15 protein-coding genes and 1 pseudogene are annotated in these 18,597 nt (G+C 72.1%); 6 read left to right on the top strand and 10 right to left on the bottom strand.

The genetic code is table 11. The annotated features are described in order from the left end of the window. Nucleotides 1–155: 155 nt before the first annotated feature. From ACPPVO_RS50565 to ACPPVO_RS50575, 3 genes are all read right to left on the bottom strand, one after another. Complete coding sequence (locus ACPPVO_RS50565; protein ID WP_426506373.1) at nt 156–1,040, bottom strand: hypothetical protein; 885 nt, start codon at nt 1,038–1,040, stop codon at nt 156–158. Between the two features lie 277 nt (nt 1,041–1,317). Continuing rightward, entirely contained in the window at nt 1,318–2,211 is an 894-nt protein-coding gene (locus ACPPVO_RS50570) for a haloalkane dehalogenase (RefSeq protein WP_426506374.1), read from the bottom strand. Between the two features lie 28 nt (nt 2,212–2,239). Further along, nucleotides 2,240–3,337, bottom strand: a complete 1,098-nt coding sequence (locus ACPPVO_RS50575) for an NAD(P)/FAD-dependent oxidoreductase (RefSeq protein ID WP_426506376.1) — start codon at nt 3,335–3,337, stop codon at nt 2,240–2,242. Between the two features lie 60 nt (nt 3,338–3,397). Here ACPPVO_RS50575 and ACPPVO_RS50580 point away from each other — a divergent pair, with 60 nt between their 5' ends. Then, nucleotides 3,398–3,865, top strand: coding sequence for a MarR family winged helix-turn-helix transcriptional regulator (locus ACPPVO_RS50580; protein WP_426506377.1), 468 nt, complete (start codon nt 3,398–3,400; stop codon nt 3,863–3,865). Here the strand turns inward: ACPPVO_RS50580 and metG are convergent. The 4 genes and pseudogenes from metG to ACPPVO_RS50600 all read right to left on the bottom strand — a co-directional run bounded on the left by metG (nt 3,853) and on the right by ACPPVO_RS50600 (nt 10,863). Beyond that, on the bottom strand, nt 3,853–5,256 hold the full coding sequence (metG, locus tag ACPPVO_RS50585; protein WP_426506379.1) for a methionine--tRNA ligase: 1,404 nt from the start codon (nt 5,254–5,256) through the stop codon (nt 3,853–3,855). The genes ACPPVO_RS50580 and metG overlap by 13 nt on opposite strands. Nucleotides 5,257–5,369: 113 nt before the next feature. After that, entirely contained in the window at nt 5,370–8,309 is a 2,940-nt protein-coding gene (locus ACPPVO_RS50590) for a PQQ-dependent sugar dehydrogenase (RefSeq protein ID WP_426506381.1), read from the bottom strand. Between the two features lie 349 nt (nt 8,310–8,658). Continuing rightward, nucleotides 8,659–9,759 carry a glycoside hydrolase family 16 protein gene (locus ACPPVO_RS50595; protein ID WP_426506383.1) on the bottom strand — a complete coding sequence of 367 codons (1,101 nt, stop codon included), beginning with the start codon at nt 9,757–9,759 and terminating at the stop codon, nt 8,659–8,661. A 215-nt stretch (nt 9,760–9,974) separates the two neighbouring features. Then, nucleotides 9,975–10,863 (bottom strand): annotated as a pseudogene (locus tag ACPPVO_RS50600) (sigma-70 family RNA polymerase sigma factor). A gap of 190 nt (nt 10,864–11,053) precedes the next feature. Here ACPPVO_RS50600 and ACPPVO_RS50605 point away from each other — a divergent pair. After that, entirely contained in the window at nt 11,054–12,760 is a 1,707-nt protein-coding gene (locus ACPPVO_RS50605) for a RecQ family ATP-dependent DNA helicase (protein ID WP_426506384.1), read from the top strand. A gap of 17 nt (nt 12,761–12,777) precedes the next feature. Then, nucleotides 12,778–13,194, top strand: a complete 417-nt coding sequence (locus tag ACPPVO_RS50610) for a nitroreductase family deazaflavin-dependent oxidoreductase (protein ID WP_426506385.1) — start codon at nt 12,778–12,780, stop codon at nt 13,192–13,194. Nucleotides 13,195–13,244: 50 nt separating this feature from the next. Here ACPPVO_RS50610 and ACPPVO_RS50615 read toward each other — a convergent pair whose 3' ends face one another. Continuing rightward, a complete protein-coding gene (locus tag ACPPVO_RS50615; protein ID WP_426506386.1) occupies nt 13,245–13,613 on the bottom strand; it encodes a DUF6980 family protein in 369 nt (122 codons plus the stop codon). Between the two features lie 252 nt (nt 13,614–13,865). Between ACPPVO_RS50615 and ACPPVO_RS50620 the strand changes: the two genes are divergently transcribed. Beyond that, entirely contained in the window at nt 13,866–14,285 is a 420-nt protein-coding gene (locus tag ACPPVO_RS50620; RefSeq protein WP_426506387.1) for a hypothetical protein, read from the top strand. A gap of 209 nt (nt 14,286–14,494) precedes the next feature. Here the strand turns inward: ACPPVO_RS50620 and ACPPVO_RS50625 are convergent, their stop codons facing one another. After that, nucleotides 14,495–15,871, bottom strand: coding sequence for a helix-turn-helix domain-containing protein (locus ACPPVO_RS50625; RefSeq protein WP_426506388.1), 1,377 nt, complete (start codon nt 15,869–15,871; stop codon nt 14,495–14,497). Between the two features lie 56 nt (nt 15,872–15,927). Here ACPPVO_RS50625 and ACPPVO_RS50630 point away from each other — a divergent pair, with 56 nt between their 5' ends. Then, the gene (locus tag ACPPVO_RS50630; protein WP_426506389.1) at nt 15,928–16,746 is read left to right on the top strand and encodes an isocitrate lyase/PEP mutase family protein; all 819 of its coding nucleotides are present in this window, start codon (nt 15,928–15,930) and stop codon (nt 16,744–16,746) included. On the opposite strand, the gene ACPPVO_RS50635 is transcribed toward ACPPVO_RS50630, so the two are convergent. After that, the gene (locus ACPPVO_RS50635; RefSeq protein WP_426506390.1) at nt 16,743–17,543 is read right to left on the bottom strand and encodes an oxidoreductase; all 801 of its coding nucleotides are present in this window, start codon (nt 17,541–17,543) and stop codon (nt 16,743–16,745) included. The genes ACPPVO_RS50630 and ACPPVO_RS50635 overlap by 4 nt on opposite strands. A gap of 71 nt (nt 17,544–17,614) precedes the next feature. On the opposite strand from ACPPVO_RS50635, the gene ACPPVO_RS50640 reads away from it, so the two are divergent. Then, nucleotides 17,615–18,514, top strand: a complete 900-nt coding sequence (locus ACPPVO_RS50640) for a LysR family transcriptional regulator (RefSeq protein ID WP_426506391.1) — start codon at nt 17,615–17,617, stop codon at nt 18,512–18,514. The last annotated feature ends 83 nt before the right edge of the window (nt 18,515–18,597 follow it).

The following is an 18,597-nucleotide window of genomic DNA, read 5'->3' on the forward strand; positions in this document are numbered from 1 at the left end:
AGCTCAGGGGCCGTTTCCGCTAGTCGGAAACGGCCCTTGATCCGTTCGGGGGGTCTACGGCGCTGCGGCGGCCCCGGGGATAAGTACGAGCGCGCAATCCGCGAGGCTACCGCCATCGCGTCAGACTGACCATCGTATACGCGCCGGATCTGGTGTCAGGCGCCGTATCCGTGGCGCATCCGAAATTTCATCGGGTCGGTGCCGGTCGCCGTAACGTGCGCGACCAGCGTCGAGCGCAGCGGGTCGGGAATTTCGGCTCGCAGCGGACGAGTCCACCCGAAGCACGTGAACAGTTCGGCGGCACCGTCGAGCTGGGCCGGCGTCGGCGGCGCCGACGCTACCGCGTCGAAGATCGATTCGGTCGGCTCGGCCAGCAGCATGCGCTCGGGTGCCAACTCGTACCACGGCGTGCCGCCCATTGTGGTCGTATGACGAGGGGGGAAGCCGGCCCAGGCCAGGAGCATTCGGATGCGCTCGGTCGGATCGGGGTACTCCCGGGCCGTCAGGTCGGCGAGCCGCTCCTCGGCGCCGGTTTCCTGGCGCGACGCTGCGTCGGCGACCTCGGCGAGGACCGGCGGCGCGGCCTGCACCCACTGAAGGCGACGCTCCTCGTCCTCGGCCGCCAGACGGGCCAGCATCCGCTGGGCCTCGCGTGATCCGGTCAGGCCGCGCTCGGCCAGCCAGTCCGTGAGGCCGGGGCCGTCACGCAGCTCCGCATCGCAACTGCCAAGTCCCCGAATGCCGGTCTGGTGGTGCAGCGTCCATCGGGCGTACTCGCGGCCGGTTGCGTCCAGCACGACGATCGTCGGCCATCCGATACACCGACAGTGGTCTCCAGTGCCGCCGTCCACAACGGCCAGCAGCCTCGCCAGCTCGGCTATCCCGCCGCCGGACACCACGGTCCGTGCGGCGCCGGGCCGGTCGAGGTCGTAGGGGGATGCCTCGATGATCAGCACCTCGGCCGCCTCGGCCAGCACGCGTTCCACCAGTGCCGTGCTGGGAGCCTCATCAGCACTGCCGGTTGTCGCCTCGCCCGTCACGGCACCGAACGTACCGCCCGTTCAACACCGGCAATGCAGCGGTCGGGCCTATGGGGGACAGGTCGCCAATCTGCCGGCGTCATCCTGTGTGCATCACCGCGGGAAGCCGGACACCTTGATCACGTCCGTCCTGAAACCCAGTATCGCCACAGCAGGTCAAGGGGGTCGTTCCCGGGAGCCGGGAACGACCCTTGTATTCGTTCAGGGGGTCTACTACACGCAGCCGAGTTCAAGCCGAGCGATCGCGGAGAGCCGGCACGGGTCGCCCCCGCACCGATCACGCCGGGGTCAGCGCACCCATCCAGCTGGCGATGGCTCGGCCGATCTCGTCCGGCGAGTCCTCCTGGACGAAGTGCCTCCCCGCGACCGCCACCTCCACCTGCGCCGGCCATCCGCGGACGAAGTCCAGCAGCCAGTCGCTGGCGAGGATCGCGCCCGGCTCGGCCCTCAGGAACAGTTTCGGCACGTCACTGCTCGCCAGCCAGTCCGCGTAAGCGCTCGCGATCGCGGTCACGTCGGCCGGCTCGCCCTCGATGGGGATCTCCCGGGGCCAGGTCAGGGTCGGCCGCCGCCCCTCGCCGGGCTCGGCGAACGGCCGGCGGTACTGCTCCATCTCCTCGTCGGCGAGGGTGCGCAGGATGGCGCGCGGCAGTACCTGTTCGATGAAGATGTTGTCGCGCAGGACCAGCTCCTCGCCGGCGTCGGAGCGCAGTGCCTGCAGGAGGGCGCGCTCCCCCAGCTTGTCCCAGTGGTCCCAGGCCTGCGGCCGCACGATCGCCTCCATGTAGGCGATGCCCTTCACGGCGTCGCGGTGGCGGTTGGCCCAGTCGAAGCCGAGGGCCGAGCCCCAGTCGTGGACGACGAGGGTGACCCGCTCGTGCACGTTCAGGGCCTCGAGCAGGGCGTCGAGGTAGCGGCGTTGCTCGACGAAGCGGTACGAGCCGGGGCCGGTGCCAGGCAGTTTGTCGGAGTCGCCCATGCCGATCAGGTCGGGGGCGATGCAGCGGCCGCGGGACTGCAGGTGCGGCAGCACGTTGCGCCACAGGTACGACGAGGTCGGATTGCCGTGCAGCAGCACGATGGGGTCGCCCTCGCCGACCTCGACGTACGCCATCTCGCTGCCGAGGACCCGCCGGCGTCGCTTCTGGTAGGGAAATGCGGCAGGGATCATGTCTGCTCGCTGCCCCCGTCGTGGGGGTTTACGCCCCGCCGGGACGGTCGAACCGTGCGGCGAAGCGGGCGGTGAACAGGTCGGCGCCCTTGCGCTCGCGGACCGTCTCGGCCGTGGCCGCGGCCACGCCGTCCGGGGTCGGGAGCTGGCCGACGCCCGTGCGGGTGCCGAGGGGAAGCAGAATCCGGCGCTCGGGGACCGGCGTGTAGACGGCCTCCGGGCGGCCGCCCGCGAGCTGGGCCCTGATGTTGTCCACCACGACCTCGGCGTGCGTCATCGCGTACGACGCCATCTTCGGGTCGGGCAGCGCGGCGATGTCGCCGATCGCGTAGATGTGTTCGTAGCCCCGGACGTTCAGGTGCTCGTCGACCGGTACCGTCGCGTGCTCGGTCAGGGTCGTCAACCGGCCGTCGGCCAGGTATTCGGTGTTGATCCGGACGCCGAAGGCGCGGAACCAGATGTCGGCCTCGATCTCGTCGCCCTGGCCGGTGGTGACCCCGACCCGGCCGGCCCGGCCGGGCTCGGTGGCGGGCGGTGCGGTCAAGGTGGTGCCCAGCCGCAGTTCGATGCCGAGCTCGTCCAGCCGGTGGCGCAGGCCGTCGCGCACCTCGGGGAGGAAGCCGGGAAGCAGCCGGTCGGCCCGGTCGACGATGACCACGTGCTTGTCCGGCCAGACCTCCTTGATCTCCCCGGCCAGCTCCAGGCCGACCGGGCCGGCGCCGAGGATCAGGACGCGGGCCGCGCCCCTGAGCTCCTTGTGGGTCGCGCGAAGGTCGTCCAGCTGCTCGGCGATGCTCGTCGACGCGTCGTTCGGCTTGGCCGGGTACGTGTAGCCCGAGCCGGTGGCCAGGACCACGTAGCCGGCGTCGACCCGAGCGCCCGAGGCCAGGGTCACGCCCCGCGGGTCCACCGAGACGGCCCGGTCCCGGATCACCCGGCCCCGTTCGAGCAGCGTCCCGAACGGGAAGAACGCGTTCGGCGCCCAGTCCGGCCGGGTCAGGGCCCGCAGCGACGCCGCCGCGTTGACGAACGCCTCGCGCGGGTCGATGAGCACGACGTCGTCCAGCGCCTTGGCGACCAGCGACCCGCCGTACCCGCCGCCGACGACCACCACCGTCTGATCCATGGGCCGACTGTAGGGCCGTGGAGTTGACGCGTCAACTCCACGGTCCGATACGATTCCGGCATGGTCGAGCCCCGTTCCCTCGAACCCGCGGAGTGGGCGCTCTGGAACAGCTGGATGCAGGCGCAGCGCCTGCTCGCGCGCGAGCTGGACCGCGACCTGCAGCGTGAGTACGGCATCTCCAAGGCGGAGTTCAGCGTGCTCGTGACGCTGCACCGGACGGCCGGCGGGCGGATGCGCGTCGGCGAGCTCGCCGAGTCGCTCGACTGGGAGAAGAGCCGCGTCGCGCACCAGCTGACGCGGATGGAGAACCGCGAGCTCGTCGAGCGCACCGACAACGAGCTCAACGGCCGCCGGGTCGGGGTCGGGCTGACCACCAAGGGCCGCGAGGCGGTGGAGCAGGCGATCCTCGGGCACGCGGGCAACATCCGCCGGTACTTCTTCGAGACGCTCACCCCCGAGCAGGCGGCCGCCATCGAGGCGTGGAGCCGGCAGACGGTCGACCGCATCGAGGCGCGCTACCGGGACTGACCGGCCGGCCGGCGGGGAAAGGGCACGCCGGGGCGGCCGGTCCGGAGCTGGGCTTCCAGGCGGGCGGCGGCCCCCGGGAGGAACGGGGCGAGCTCCCCGGCCAGGGCCCGGACCGTCGCGACCAGGGTCGCCAGGACCTCGTCCCGCCGCGGGCCGGTCGCCGCCCAGGGGCGTTCCGACTCGATGTAGCGGTTGGCCTCGCCGACCGCCGCACACAAGGCTGTCGTGGCCGCCCGGAAGTCGAAAGCCTCCAGCGCGGTACCGACGACGGCCGGGAGCCCGGGGGCGAGGGGCGGCGCGGCCGGGACCGGGCCGCGAGCCAGGGTCCGGTTCACCAGGTTGCCCAGGCCGTTGGCCAGGTCGGCGTTGTAGCGGTGCACCAGGCGCGCCGCCGTGAAGTCGGTGTCACCCACCCGCGCCACGTCGCGCAGGAGCCACCAGCGCACCGCGTCCGCGCCGTACTGCGCCGTCAGGGCCTGCGGGTCCACCGCGTTGCCCGCGGACTTCGACAGCTTGGCGCCGTCCACCGTCAGGTAGTCGTGGACGAAGATGGTCGTGGGCGGCGGAAGGCCGGCCGACAGGAGCAGGGCCGGCCAGTGCACGGCGTGGAAGCGCACGATCCCCTTGCCGATCACGTGCACGCGTTCGGCGGAGCCGGGGCCGCCCCACCAGCGGTCGTAGTCCGCGCCGGAGCCCAGCGCCGTCACGTAGTTGGCCAGGGCGTCCCACCACACGTACACCACCTGGTCCGGATCGTCCGGGACCGGGATGCCCCAGCCGGCCGCGCGGGACGCCGGACGCGACACGCTGAAGTCCTCCAGGCCCGCCCGGACGAAGGCCAGGACCTCGTTGCGTCTCGGGGCCGGTTCGATGCGCAGGCGGCCGGACTCGATGAGGTCCAGGATGCGGCCGGTGTAGCGGGACAGCCGGAAGAACCAGTTCTCTTCCGTCACCCGCTCCGGCGGCACGGGGTGCTCGGGGCAGAGCCGGTCCACGAACTGCTCGCAGCCGTTGCAGTACCAACCCTCGTAAGCGCGGCGGTAGAAGTCGCCGGACGCGGCGCACGACCGCCACAGGCGCGCCACGCCCGATGCGTGGCGGGGGTCGGTGCCGGTGCGGATGAAGTCGTCGAAGGACAGGCCGAGCGGGTCGCGCAGCGCCGAGAAGCGGGACGCGTTCGCGTCCACGAAGTCGCGGACGCCGACCCCCGCCGCGCGGGCCGCGGTCACGTTCTTAAGAGCGTTGTCGTCGGTACCGGTCAGGAAGCGCACCGGTTCGCCGCGCCCACGGCGGTGGCGGGCCAGGACGTCCGCCTGCACCAGTTCCAGCGCGTGGCCCAGGTGCGGGGCGGCATTGACGTACGGGATCGCGGTCGTGATGTAAAAGCTCATCGTCTTCCCCCAGGCGAACGGGGGCCCCTGCCGGGGGACTAGCGCACGACGCCGGGCCCCCGGAAGGGGCCCGGCATGTGAGCGGTCGGCGTCATACCGACGATGGTGGCAGATCAGACCGGGGCGAGGCGGAACTTTTCCCAGGCGCCGATCTCGGTGCGGTTGGCGATGAGCGGCGAGTTGCCGGCGTTCTCCGCGGTCACGTACTTGCCGTTGGCGTTCGCGCGCAGGCTCACCGTGCCGTCGGGGTTGTTGACGATCTGGAACATCTCCCACGTGCCGACCGTCGGGCGGTTGGCGATCAGCGCCGCGTTGCCGCCGTTCTCCGCGGTCACGTACTTGAAGTCCGAGTGCGACAGCAGGGCCACGAAGCCGTTGCCCAGGTCGACGACGTCGAAGGTCTCCCAGGGGCCGGCGCCGGCGCGGTTGGCGAGCAGCGGCTTCGCGCCCCCGGCGTCCGCGCACACCACCAGGCTGTTGATGTTCGCCGTGATGCTCATGGCCGTGGGCGCCTTCACCTTGGTGAACTTCTCCCAGGCGCCGACCGCGTCCCGGTTGGCGATCAGCGCCGCGTTGCCGCCGTTCTCGGCGGTCACGTACTTGCCGTTGGCGTTCGCGCGCAGGCTCACCGTGCCGTCGCCGTTGTCGACGAGCTGGAACTTCTCCCAGCCGCCGACCTCCGGGCGGTTCGCGATGAGCGGGGAGGCGCCGCCGTTCTCGGCGGTCACGTACTGCAGGTTCGCCCGGCTGCGCAGCGCCACGAAGCCGCCGCCCACGTCCATGACGTCGAACTGCTCCCACGCGCCGATGACGGACCGGTTCGCGATCAGCGGGGCGTTCCCGCCGTTGTCGGCGGTCACATAGCTGCCGTTCGCGCCGGCTCGCAGTTCGATCGGGGCGAGGCCGTTGTACGTCACCGTGTACGTCGTCGCCGCCGCGGGCGCGGTCAGCACATGGGTCCGGGAACCGCCGTCGGACCAGGCGCCGAACGAGTACGTCATCGCGGGTGTGGTCTGCGGCTCCAGCGCGCTGATCGTGTTCGTGGAGCCCACGATGACCCGGCGCGTGAACGGCGTCGCCTGCTGGGCCGAGCCGACCGTAACCTGCAGGCCGTTGGGCTTGCTGGCGAACGACAGGTCAACGGTCTTGGGCTGCAGGTCGACGGTCGACACGCTGGTCAGCCCGCCCGCGTCGGTGGCGGTGAGCCGCAGCCGCAGGTAGGACGGGTACTCGTGGTCCGGCGCCGGGAACGAGCCGCCGGCGACCCCGGGGAACGTCTGCAGGTAGTGGGTGTGGCAGTTGTCCGGGGCGGTGCAGTGCTCCAGCATCAGGTCCCACTTGAGCGCCGAGGCCGGCAGGTCGCCCTCCTGCGGGTCGCTGGCGTGCCCGGAGAACTGCACGTTGGTGCCGACGCCCCAGGTGAACGTCGCCGCCGGGGTGTCGATCACGGCGGTCGGGGCCCCGTTCCCGGCGGTGATGGTCGTCGTCGCGGTGTCGCTCGCGCCGAGCGGGTCGGTGACCTTCAGCACCGCGGTCGAGCCACCGTCGGTGGTGTACGTATGGGAGGCCTTGACGCCAGTCGCGTCGAACGTGCCGTTGCCGTCGAAGTCCCACTGGTACGTCAGCTCGCTGCGGTCGGCGACGTCCTCGTCGGTCGAGGCCGTGGCGTCGAACGTGACCGCCAGCGGGGTCGTGCCCGACGTCGGGGTGGCCGTGAACGAGGCCACGGGCGGGCGGTTCGTCGGGTAGTACCGGATCCGCCGGACGGTCCCGCCGCCCAGGTCCGCGTAGTAGAGGTCGTTGCCGGGGCCCGTCGTGATGTACACCGGGTTGGCCGCCCCGGCCGCGAACGTCTGGATCTGCGTGGGGTCGGGCAGCCCGTTGGCGCCCTTGAACATCGTCCAGATGCAGCCGCGGGAGTAGTCGGCGAAGAACAGCGCGCCGTTGTACGCGGACGGGTACGAGCCGCCGGCGGTCGGGTAGAAGGAGATCCCGGAGACCGAGGAGCCGCCGGCCGGGCAGGCCTCCCCCGGCACGACCTTGTTGGCGTGGTTGTACGTGTAGTACGGCCCGGTCGCCCCGCCGGCGCTGTAGAGACTCTGGCACATCGGCAGGGCGGCGGCCTGGTAGCCGGGCTGCGCGGAGACACCCTCGTAGCAGGGCCAGCCGAAGTTGGTCGCCGGGCCGGTCGGGTCCGTGATCCGGTTGATCTCCTCCATGTCGTTCCAGCCGACGTCGCCGGCCCAGATCTCGCCGGTACCCGGGCGGGTGGCGAACCGGAACGGGTTGCGCAGGCCGTAGCCGACGATCTTCGCGGCGCCCGGGTTGGCCGGGTCGACGCGCACGATGCTGCCGTTGTACCCCAGGTGGTCGCCGGTCGTGCGCACGTCCTGCGAGCGCAGCGCCCCACCCTCGGCGGCAGGGTCGCCGCAGGGGTTGACCGGGCTGCCGTACTGGCCGTAGTCGACGCTGCCGAAGCTCGCGCCGTCGCCGCCGGAGACGTAGAGCGCGCCGTCCGCGCCGAAGTGCAGGTCGCCGACGGAGTGGCTGGGGAACTGCTGGCACCAGTCGTTGATGAGGGGCTGCTCGGCGCCGGTCATCACGTCGCCGTTGGCGGTCAGCTTCGACAGCCGGCCGCTGATGACGCAGTTGCCGCCGGTGCCGCCCCCGTCGACCACGCAGTCGTCGCCGTACTTCGGGGAGCTGCCGCCGACCGAGGCGTCGTAGGAGTACAGGACGTACACCGAGGGGTCGGCCGGGAACGTCGGGCTGAGCGCGAAGCCGAGCAGGCCGCGGTCCCAGTAGTCCTGCACGCGCGCGGACAGGTCGGCGAAGACGGTCGGGGTCGGGTCCGACAGGCTGTCGAACACCTTGACCACGCCGTTCTTCTGGGCGACGAAGACCCGCCCGTCGGAGGCGAACTGGATGCTCGTCGGCTGGGTCAGGCCGCTGAACACGACCTGCTCCTGGAAGCCGGTCGGCAGCGTTCCCGCGACCGCGGCGGACCGGCTGAATCCGAACGCGAATATCGCGCTCGGGATCACCACCGCCATAGCCGCGAAAACCGACAATTGCCGACGCAGCGACATAATGCGCCCCCATGCCACTCGGGATAACCCGCAGAAAAGTGGCGTCAGCGTAGCGCGCTGCGTCGACAAGGATAATTGTGCGATGTGTGGAGATGACGTTGACCGTTCGGTCACCCCGGCCGGGATCGCAGGGGTGACCGGACGATGTGCTAGGTCCTGTCCTGCCGGTCATGCCGAGCCGAGACGAGGTCCAGATTTCGCCTGCGTGTGCCCCGCGGAGGCCTGGCTACCGGTGTTGTAACCCGGCCTTCGCGGGGCGCGCGCAGGCGGAATCTGGGCCCGGCGCAGGCCGGCATGATCGGCAGGACAGGGCCTAGGCCGGGGTCTGCTGATACACGCGGATGTAGTCGACCTCGAGCTGGCGGGTCAGGGTCGGGTCGGTGAGCCCGACGTTCCACTGCCGCTGCCAGTCGTTGTCCACCATCATGTGCATGAGGATCTGCATCGGGCCCTTCTCGATGTGGGCCGCGTCGGTGAAGCGGTAGCACTCCACGCCGTCGATGTACCAGGAGATGTGGTCCGGCTCCCAGTCCACGCCCATACGCACGAAGTCCTTCGAGTAGTCCTTCGACGCGCACTTGCCGTTGTTGTGCTTGCCGCTGTTGATGTGGACCGAGTCCTTGCGGTCGTTCCAGTGGTACGTCATGTACATCGTCGACGGGTCGTCGCCCATCTCCTCGAGGATGTCCAGCTCCGTCTTGTAGTCGTACGACGGGTCGGCGGGCAGCATCCACAGCGCGGTGAAGAAGCCCTGCGTCGCCGGGAACTTGAAGCGGGACTCGACGTAGCCGAACGTGAACGAGTACAGGTACTTGGAGGCGTCGGCGTTCGGGCGCGCCGTGGACACCAGGCCGGCCTTGTAGGTGCAGGAGCCGTTCTGGCAGGCGCTGCTCTTGTACGGCGGGCTCAGCGGCGCGGCGATGAGCTTCGCGGTGCCGCCGGACACGACGACCTGGCTGGGCTGGTAGTGCTCACGCCCGCCGTTGAACGTCGAGGTGCAGTCGCCGCTGTTCCAGTCGAAGCACGGGCTGAGCTTCGACTTGTCCAGCGCCGTGCCGTTGAACTCCTCGCTGAAGCCGACCGTCCAGCGCTTGCCGGCCGCGGGCGTGATCGCCGGCGCACCCGGGGCGCTGTTGCCGGCGCCGGCCTTGGTGGCGGAGGCGCCCGGCTTGGCCGACGACGACGCGCCGGCCGACGTGGACCCCGAGGGCCCCGCGCCCAGGCCGGCGGCCGCGGCGGCGGGGTCGCCGTTGCCGACGGCGTCGATCGCCGGGCCCGTCCCGCCGTTGGACGCCGAGTCCCGGCTCATCAGCGTCGCGGCGCCGGCGCCGGCCGCGACGAGCAGCACCGCGGCGGCCGAGGCCAGGATGACCCAGAGCCGGCGCCCGCCGCGGCGGCGCACCGGAACGTCCAAATGGTCGTTTTCGCCGGGTTCCGTGTGGTCGAATTCTGCCGGTTCGAAACGCATTCGCCCGCCAATCGGTGCGCATATCGCAGGTGCCGGACCAATTTGCAGCGGCCACACTATCACCGTCGCGAAGGGCGATTCCGAGGGCGATCTTTAATTGCCGGTTAGCGCCGCAGCCGGGGACCGCCCCAAGAATGGCAGACCCCGGCGGGCGACCGGGTCTAGGCGTGGCGGCCGGACTGGCTGAACGGCATGCCGTGATGGTTGGTCCGGGCCAGCCGGCTGTTGAGGTTGCCGGCGCTGGCGATCTTGTCGTGGTACGCCTCGCGCCGGCGGGCGACGCAGCCCGCCGGCTTGTCGCTCGCCGAGACCAGGTCCGGGTCGAGGTGGGTGTTGAGCCCGTCGCGCAGCAGCATGAGCGCCTCGGCGCGCAGCTGCGAGACCCGGGACTCGGTGACGCCGAGCTCGTGCGCGATCTCCGTCATCGGGCGCTCCTGGAAGAAGTACCCCTTCACGACCTTCCCGAGGCGCTCGGGCAACGCCTCGACGGCGTTGTGCAGGTACCCGATGCGCTCCCGGTGCAGGATCAGGTCCTCAGGCCCGGCGGCCCGCTCGGGGACCCATGTCCTCCGCACTGCCGGCCGCGAAGCCCTGCAGCGACAGCACCGCCGCCCGCTGGACGTCGTCGTCGATCGCCTGCAGGTCCTCGATGCTCACCCCGAGCGCCTCGGCGAGCTCGGCGTTCGTCGGGGTGCGGCCGAGCGCCGCGGTGAGCTCCTGTTGCATCGCGTCGACCTGCCGGGCCCTGGCGCGCACCGACCGGCTCGCCCAGTCCAGCCCGCGCAGCTCATCCAGGATCGCGCCCCGGATGCGCGTGGTGGCGAAGCTGCCGAACGGGATGCCGCGACTCGGGTCGAACGCCTTCGCGGCGCCGGCCAGAGCCGCCATCCCGGCCGAGACCAGGTCCTCGCGGCTGACGTGGGCAGGCAGGCGGCCGAGCGTCTGGCGCACCAGATGCCCGACGAGCGGCAGGTGCTCGCGGATCAGGTCCTCGAGCTCGCGGCCTTCCAACTGGACCTTGAGCGTGGCACCCTCAAGGGTCGTTGTCATCGTTTCCCCCTCGTGTCCGGGTGGACCCCATGCAGGCGGTCCACCTGCTGACACGAAGAACTTTCGACTACGAAGGGTGCTCACGCCGTCACTTTCGGGTGCATCTCGGTTGCTGAACGGTGAGACTCCTCAAGCCTCGGCGTGTCGCATAGCGCGCCGAACCGTTCGAACACCGGTACAGTCGCGCCCGATGAATCTTGTGCCTCACGCGCCCCGCCTGCGCCGCGCCGCCAGCCGTGAGTTCGGCTGGGAGACCCTCCGCCCCGGACAGCTTCCGCCGATGCGCGCCCTGCTCAAGAAGCGCGACGCCCTCGTCGTACTGCCCACCGGCGGCGGAAAGTCCGCGATCTACCAGGTGCCGGCGACGCTGATCCCCGGACCCACCGTCGTCATCTCACCACTGCTCGCCCTCCAGCAGGACCAGATCGCCGGTCTCAACCGCCGCCGCGAGGGCCAGGCCGTGCGGATCAGCTCGGCCGAGACCCCCGCCCAGCAGCGCCGGGCGCTCGAGGCGCTGCAGGCCGGCACCGCCCGGTTCCTGTTCATCACGCCGGAGCAGCTGGGCAACCCCGACCGCCTCGCCGAGGTCCGCGCGCTGCGGCCCGGGCTCGTCGCCGTCGACGAGGCGCACTGCGTGTCGGCGTGGGGGTACGACTTCCGCCCCGACTATCTGCAGCTCGGGCACCTGATCCGCGAACTGGGCCGCCCGCCGGTGGTCGCGCTGACCGCCACCGCCTCGCCGCCCGTGCGCGCCGACATCACCGCAGCGCTCGGGCTGCGCGACCCGTTCACGCTCGTCGCCGGGCTGGACCGGGCCAACCTCGAGCTCGGCGCGGTGCACTGCACCAGCGAGGAGCAGCGCTGGCAGCGCCTGCTGGCCCAGGTCGAGCAGGAGCAGCACCCCGGGATCGTGTATGCCCCGACGCGCGCCATCGCCGAGCAGTACGCGCAGCGCCTCGCCGAGCGCGGCATCGAGGCGGTCGCCTTCCACGCCGGGCTGGCCGCGGGCGAGCGCAACCGCCGCTACGAGGACTTCATGGCCGACCGGACCCCGGTCATGGTCGCCACCAGCGCGTTCGGCATGGGCGTGGACAAGCCCAACATCCGCTGGGTACACCATGTCGCCCTGCCCGACTCCCCCGACAGCTACCTGCAGGAGATCGGCCGCGCCGGGCGCGACGGCTCCCCGGCCCGCACCATCCTGTTCTTCCGCCCCGAGGACGTGGCCCTGCAGCGGTTCTTCGCCACCGGCTCGCCCGACGCCAAGGAGCTCACCCAGCTCGCCGCCGCGCTGCGCGAGGAGCCCACGACCCGCGCCGGCCTGGCGACGCGCAGCGGGCTGCCGGCCCGCCGGATCACGTCGCTGCTGAGCCTGCTCGAGCAGGTCGGCGCGGCCGAGGTCGGCGCCGGGAACAAGCTCACCGCGCCCCGCTACGCGCCCGCCCCGGCCGAGGCGGCACGCCTGGCCCTGGCCCAGTTCGAGCGGCACCAGACGCTGCGGCGCTCCCGGATCGACATGATGCGGCAGTACGCCGAGAGCGCGAACTGCCGCGGGCGTTCGCTGCTGGCGTACTTCGGCGAGCAGGCCGACGGTCCGTGCGGGCACTGCGACAACTGCGCCGGCGGTACCGTGGTCGTGGACCCGGTGGTGCCGCGGCTCAAGTGGTACCAGCGCCTGTTCCGCCCGAAAGCCGCGCCGGTCGCCGCGCCCGAGATCAGGACCGTGGCGCAGGACCGTCCCTTCCCGGTCTCCAGCGAGGTACGGCACTCGGCGTGGGGCACCGGCACGGTCATGGCCTACGAGCAGGATCGCGTCGTGGTGCTGTTCGAGCAGGTCGGGTACAAGACGCTGAGCGTTCCGATCGTGCAGAAGTCCAAGCTGCTCGAACCCGTGTAGCCGGTTAGGGTGTCGGTATGGCGGAGATCCCGGCGGACCTGAACGCGGCCAACGCGAAGCTCATCGAGGAGTTCCGGGCGAGCGGCCGGCGCCTCGAGGGGCGCCCGCTGCTGCTGCTCACGACCACGGGGCGGCGCAGCGGACGGACGTACACCAACCCGATGATGTACGTCCGCCTCGACGGACGGCTCCTCGTCATCGCCTCCGCGGCCGGGGCCGAGCACGACCCCGACTGGTACCGCAACCTCGTCGCCGACCCGGCCGTGACGGTGGAGGTCGACGGCGAGCAGTACGCGGCCACGGCCCGCCCGGCGACCGGCGAGGACCGCGACGCGCTCTTCGAGCGGATCGCCGCCCAGTACCCGTTCTTCGCCGACCACCAGCGCGGGGTCGCGCGCAGGATCCCCGTCGTGGAGCTCGTCAGCTCGGCGTGACGACCCGCTCGGGTCGACTCAGCTCGGCGTGACGACCCGCTCGGGTCGACTCAGCTCGGCGTGACGACCCGCTCGGGCTCGACGTGGTCGCGGTGCTGCGCCGGCGCCGGGTCGGCGTTCCACCACGCGTCGGTGCGGTACTCCTGCGGCAGCTCGTCCTCCCACGGGTCCAGCCCGAGCCCTTCCACCGCGTCGAACCAGGCGTCCCGGCGCGACTGGGGCAGGCGGGCGCCGCACCACGGGCAGTACCCGATCACGACCATCGACGTGCCGCCGTCCCGGACGGGCAGGCCGTACTCGTCGAACTTGGGCGTGTAGACGACCACCACGTCCGGGTCGTCCCACGGGTCCTCGGTCTGGCCGTTCTCGGTCTCGCCGTTCTCGGTCTCGCCGTTCTCGGGCTCGAGTTGGGCACGCATTCCGTCGCAGCAGTGTCGTCGCACCGCAGGAGTATGCACCGGCCCCGGCTCGCGACGAAAAGTAGCTGATCACCTGTCATGTGGGGGATAGTTCGGCCCGCCCGCGCCGGACTACGCTCCCGGCCATCAGCTGAACAACGCGTCGGGCCGCTGGCACGTTTCCGGGATTCCCGCCTTCAGGGCCCCGCATACCGTGGATCAAGCAAAGGCCCGCACCGCATAGACCATAGACTCCTTCGGAGGGACCACATCATGAGCGAGTACGAGACCGGCGACGGCAGCACGGACCTCGGCCACTACGAGGCGGGCCAGGAGAGCACCGAGCTCGACCAGCTCCACCAGTCGGCGGGCAGCGAGACCGACGCGCAGTCGCAGTTCGGCGTGTACGAGAACGACCACCACGCCGAGGAGTCGACGGACTTCGCGCAGGGCCACCACGAGGAGTTCGACCAGCCGGGCATCGTGCACGCCGAGTCGGACGACTACACCAACTACAGCCACAGCGCGTCCGAGGACGACCACGTCTTCGCCGCCGAGGGCTCGCAGTCGACGCACCAGGCCGAGTTCGCGGAGCTGGACGCGCTGGAGCAGAAGTTCGACGCCGCGTTCGCCCAGGGCACCGAAATCCACACGGGCGAGGGCCAGTCCGAGCTCGGCACCGCCCAGAACTGACCGTCAACGAATTCTCACGGACCGTTGGCGCGGTCCCCGGCGAGGGCCGGTCGGCGCTAGGATTAAGCGTCGGCCGGCACTTTTTGTATTACACTCATGACCCACCGAATTCGATCACGTGATCGATTAGGTTGGATGGTGTAGGGTGCTTGCAGAAAGCGGAACGGGGCACCGCTCGACCCACGTGGGTGTCTTGTTCATCTTCATCTTCATCGGATTCCATTGGCGTCCAGCAGGACCTCGGCGGTGCCGGTCCGGACGTTGATCACGGCCCTTCCTTCGCGGTGAGCGCTTACCAGGCCGGACGCGCGCAGGACGGCCAGATGCTGGGACACGCCGCCTGGGGTCAGGCCGGTTCGCCGGGCCAGGTCGGTGGTCGACGCGGGGGCTGCTAGTTCGGCCAGTAGGCGGGCTCGGGCTCGTCCGACGAGGGCAGCAAGTGCCGCGAGCGGGTCGCCGCCGTCACCGAACTCGCCGCCGACCTCATCGTCGTCGACGACCCCACCACCAGCCCGGCCGCCAGCCCCGCGACGGCCGCCAGCCCCGCTACCGATCATGCCGCCGCCAGCCCCGCGTCGACCGCTGGGCCCGCCGACGACGCTGCTGCCACCGGCCCCGCCGGCCCTGCTGCTGCCACCGGCCCCCCCGGCCCTGCTGCTGCCACCGGCCCCGCCGTCGCCGCTGCTGTCAGTGCCGCCGCCCGCCCTATCGCTGGTGCCGCGGCCCACTCGGCCACCGCTGACCCGGCCGTCGACGCCGCCGTGAACCGTGCCGCCGCTCGCCCTGCCACCGCCTGCGCCGCTGCCACCTGCTCCACCGCCGAGGCCGCCGCTCGCCCCACCGCCACCCGCCCTGCCGCCCGGGCCGCTCGCCCGGCCAACCGTCCCACCGCCGAAGGCGCCGCGGGCCCTGCGGCCGGCGCCGCCCCGTGACTCCCACAGCACGCCCACGCCCCGCGGCGGATAGGCCAGCTGGGCCTGCGCCCCGAACACCGTCAGCACCGACGGCCACACGAACACGGACGGCACCAGCACCAGGTCGCCGCCGTCGCGTACGTCATCCGCCGTGCACCAGCGCTGCAGCACCGACAGGGTGCCGTCCGCGAACGACACGTTCGCGTGCAAGTCGTTCAGCAGGCCGCCCACCCCGTCGGCGGCCAGGGAGCGGGCCCTCGCGTACACCTCCGCCTCCAGCAGGCCCCTGATGCGCGGCCAGTCGGGAGCGATCGCGGCCGCGAAGTACTCCCGCAGCGCCTGCGCCAGGCGTTCCGGGTCCAGCGCGGCGCCGCTCTGGGCCTCGATCACGTCCGCCGGCGTGGCCGCCAGCACGGCCAGCTCCTCCTCCAGGCCCGGGAACGGGCCCGGCGGCGTCGGGGTCAGGAAGTCCGGAATGTACCCCGGGGTCGGCGACACGAGCCCGGCCAGCCGCGACACGTCCAGCTGCCGCACCCGGGCCGCCCACGGCAGGTGGATCGCGTGGCCGCCCGGGTCGCGCAGCACGCGCAGGCTCGCGATCGTCTCCCACAGCGGGGAGATCGCGAACCGGATCCGGGCGACCGCGGACGCGGAGAGGCCGATCGTCACCACCGGTACAATTTAGTCTGCACTGAAACGTTGGGGCCGCCCCGCGCGGCGGCGGAAGAATGGCGCGCATGACCAACCGCGCCGCGGCCTTTCGGGCCCTGCACACCGCCGCCGATCCGCTCGTGCTCGTCAACGCCTGGGACGCCGCCTCCGCCCGCATCGTCGCCGCCAGCGGTGCGCCCGCCGTCGCGACCACCTCGGCCGGGGTCGCCTGGACGCTCGGGGCTCCGGACGGGGACACGCTCCCCCGGGAGCAGGCGCTCGAGCACCTCGCCCGGATCGTGCGCGCCGTGCCCGGTGAGCTGCCCGTGACCGCCGACATCGAGTCCGGCTTCGGCGCGACGCCGGCCGACGTTGCCGAGACGATCCGAGGTGTGCTCGCGGCCGGCGCCGTCGGCGTCAACATCGAGGACACCGCTCGCGCGAACAATGAAGCCGGTCTGCGCGACGTCGCCGGGCAGCAGGCCCGCATCGCCGCGGCCCGCGCCGCCGCCGACGACGCGGGCGTGGACCTGTACATCAACGCGCGCGTCGACACGTACTTCCGCGGGCGGCCCGAGGAGACCGTGGAGCGGGCCGAGGCGTACCTCGCGGCCGGGGCGACAGGCATCTTCGTGCCCGGCGTCGCCGACCCCGCCACGATCGGCGCGCTGGCCAAGGCGATCCCGGCGCCGCTGAACGTCCTCGCGCAGCCGGGTACGCCGACGGTGGCCGAGCTCGCGGCGCTGGGCGTGGCCCGGGTCAGCCTCGGGTCGTGGATCGCCGAGGCCGCCTACGCGCTGGCCCGCAAGGCGGCCCGGGAGGCCTACACGGCGGGCACGTACACGTCGCTGGCCGACTCGTACGACTTCGGGGAGCTGAACGAGCTGATGGGTTAGCTGTCCGTCGACCGGCTCAAGGTCTCCCACTTGGACAGCTCGTCCTGGACCCAGGTCTGATGGGCTCGGATGGCGTCGACCGCGTCCGAGCCCAGGGCCAGGCGCAGCGGCGCGTCCGGCAGCGACAGCAGGGTCAGGATCGCCTGCGCCGCCTTGTCCGGATCGCCGGGCTGGGTGCCGTCCATCGTCTCGACCGCGGCCCGGGTCGCCGCCGTCGTCTCCGCGTACGCGGGCAGGCGCGGCGACCGGTGCAGCCCCGCGCCGCCGAAGGAGGTGCGGAAGGCGCCCGGCTCCACGATGTGCACGCGGATGCCGAGGGCGCCGACCTCGGCGTACAAGGCCTCGGAGATCGCCTCCAGCGCGAACTTCGCGGAGCAGTAGGCGCCGAACGCCGGCATCGTCAGCTGCCCGCCCATGGAGGAGATCTGCACGACGGCGCCCCGGCCGCGGGCCCGCATGTGCGGCAGGACGGCCCGGGTCAGCGACACGGCGCCGAAGAACATGACGTCCATGAGCGCGCGCAGGTGCTCGGGCTCGATCTCCTCGACCGCGCCGACGGAGCCGTGGCCGGCGTTGTTCACGAGGACGTCGATCGCGCCGAAGCGCTCGGCGGTGAGCGCCACCGCGGCCGCCATCGAGTCCTCGTCGGTCACGTCGAGCCGGGTGCGGTCGGGGAACTCGGTCAGCACGTCGGGGTCGCGCGCGGTCGCCATGACCCGGTCGCCCGCGGCCAGCGCGGCCCGGGCCAGCGCCGCCCCGAACCCGGACGAGCACCCGGTGATCAGCCAGTTTCGCATGCCCCCAGCCTGGCCCGGAGCGACGGACGGCGGCCAACACACGCCACCGGGAGCGGTTACAGTCGGATCCTGTGAGCCTTCCCGAGCTGCGCCAGCTGCGGTACTTCGTCGCCGTAGCCGAGCACCTGAGCTTCACGACCGCGGCCCGGGAGCTGCACCTCGCGCAGCAGTCGCTCTCCCAGCAGATCGCCGCCCTGGAACGTACCGTCGGCGCCCGCCTGCTCGACCGCGACACCCGCGGCACCCGCCTCACCGAGCCGGGGCGGCTGTTCCTGGCCGAGGCCCGCGCGGTCCTGGACGCCGCGGACCGCGCGGTCGCGGTGGCCCGCCGCGCCGAGTCCGGCGAGCTCGGCCGGCTCCGCCTGGGCTTCCTCGCCTCGGTCGCGAACTACATGCTGCCGCTGGTGGTGCGGGCCTGCCGCGAGCACCTGCCGGACGTCGAGGTCAGCACGGCCGACACGGCGATCGACCCGCTCGTCGCGGGCCTGCGCGACGGCACCTTCGACCTGGCCTTCACCCGGCCGCCGCTCGTACCCGACCTGAACACCCGCACCCTCGCCCGGGAGCCCGTGTGCGCGGTCCTGCCGGCGAGCCATCGCCTGGCCGGGCGGGCCGCGGTCGCGCTCGCCGAGCTGGCCGGCGAGCCGTGGGTGCTGACCCCGCGATCGTCGTGGCCGCCGTGGCACGACAAGTACGACCGCGACTTCTCCGCGGCCGGCTTCCGGCCCGATGTGGTGCAAAGGGCGGCGACGGTACCGAACCTGCTCGGTCTGGTCGCCGCCGGCGTCGGCGTCACCCGGCTGGCGGCGTCGGCGCGGACCCTGCGCGACACGGGCGTCGTGTTCGTGCCGATCGAGGGCGACGCGGCCGAGACCGTGGCCGCCTGGCGCACCCTGTCCCCCGCGGCCGAGCGCCTGGTGAAGCTGCTGGCCGAGCTGTCCGAACGGGTCGACCTGACCAGCGCCGGCTGAGCGTCGGGCGGCGCGAAACCAAAGCGGCCCCGCGCAGACCGAAGCGGCCCCGGGCAGACCGAAGCGGCCCCGCGCAGACCCAA

Origin of the sequence: Dactylosporangium sp. McL0621, assembly GCF_049995355.1 — a bacterium.
Classification (GTDB): Bacteria; Actinomycetota; Actinomycetes; order Mycobacteriales; family Micromonosporaceae; genus Dactylosporangium.

Excerpts from the sequence above, each read along its gene's own strand:
- ACPPVO_RS50570 (WP_426506374.1), bottom strand. The coding sequence starts at position 2,211 with ATGATCCCTGCCGCATTTCCCTACCAGAAGCGACGCCGGCGGGTCCTC.
- ACPPVO_RS50575 (WP_426506376.1), bottom strand. The coding sequence starts at position 3,337 with ATGGATCAGACGGTGGTGGTCGTCGGCGGCGGGTACGGCGGGTCGCTG.
- ACPPVO_RS50580 (WP_426506377.1), top strand. The coding sequence starts at position 3,398 with ATGGTCGAGCCCCGTTCCCTCGAACCCGCGGAGTGGGCGCTCTGGAAC.
- metG (WP_426506379.1), bottom strand. The coding sequence starts at position 5,256 with ATGAGCTTTTACATCACGACCGCGATCCCGTACGTCAATGCCGCCCCG.
- ACPPVO_RS50590 (WP_426506381.1), bottom strand. The coding sequence starts at position 8,309 with ATGGCGGTGGTGATCCCGAGCGCGATATTCGCGTTCGGATTCAGCCGG.
- ACPPVO_RS50605 (WP_426506384.1), top strand. The coding sequence starts at position 11,054 with ATGAATCTTGTGCCTCACGCGCCCCGCCTGCGCCGCGCCGCCAGCCGT.
- ACPPVO_RS50610 (WP_426506385.1), top strand. The coding sequence starts at position 12,778 with ATGGCGGAGATCCCGGCGGACCTGAACGCGGCCAACGCGAAGCTCATC.
- ACPPVO_RS50615 (WP_426506386.1), bottom strand. The coding sequence starts at position 13,613 with ATGCGTGCCCAACTCGAGCCCGAGAACGGCGAGACCGAGAACGGCGAG.
- ACPPVO_RS50620 (WP_426506387.1), top strand. The coding sequence starts at position 13,866 with ATGAGCGAGTACGAGACCGGCGACGGCAGCACGGACCTCGGCCACTAC.
- ACPPVO_RS50630 (WP_426506389.1), top strand. The coding sequence starts at position 15,928 with ATGGCGCGCATGACCAACCGCGCCGCGGCCTTTCGGGCCCTGCACACC.
- ACPPVO_RS50635 (WP_426506390.1), bottom strand. The coding sequence starts at position 17,543 with ATGCGAAACTGGCTGATCACCGGGTGCTCGTCCGGGTTCGGGGCGGCG.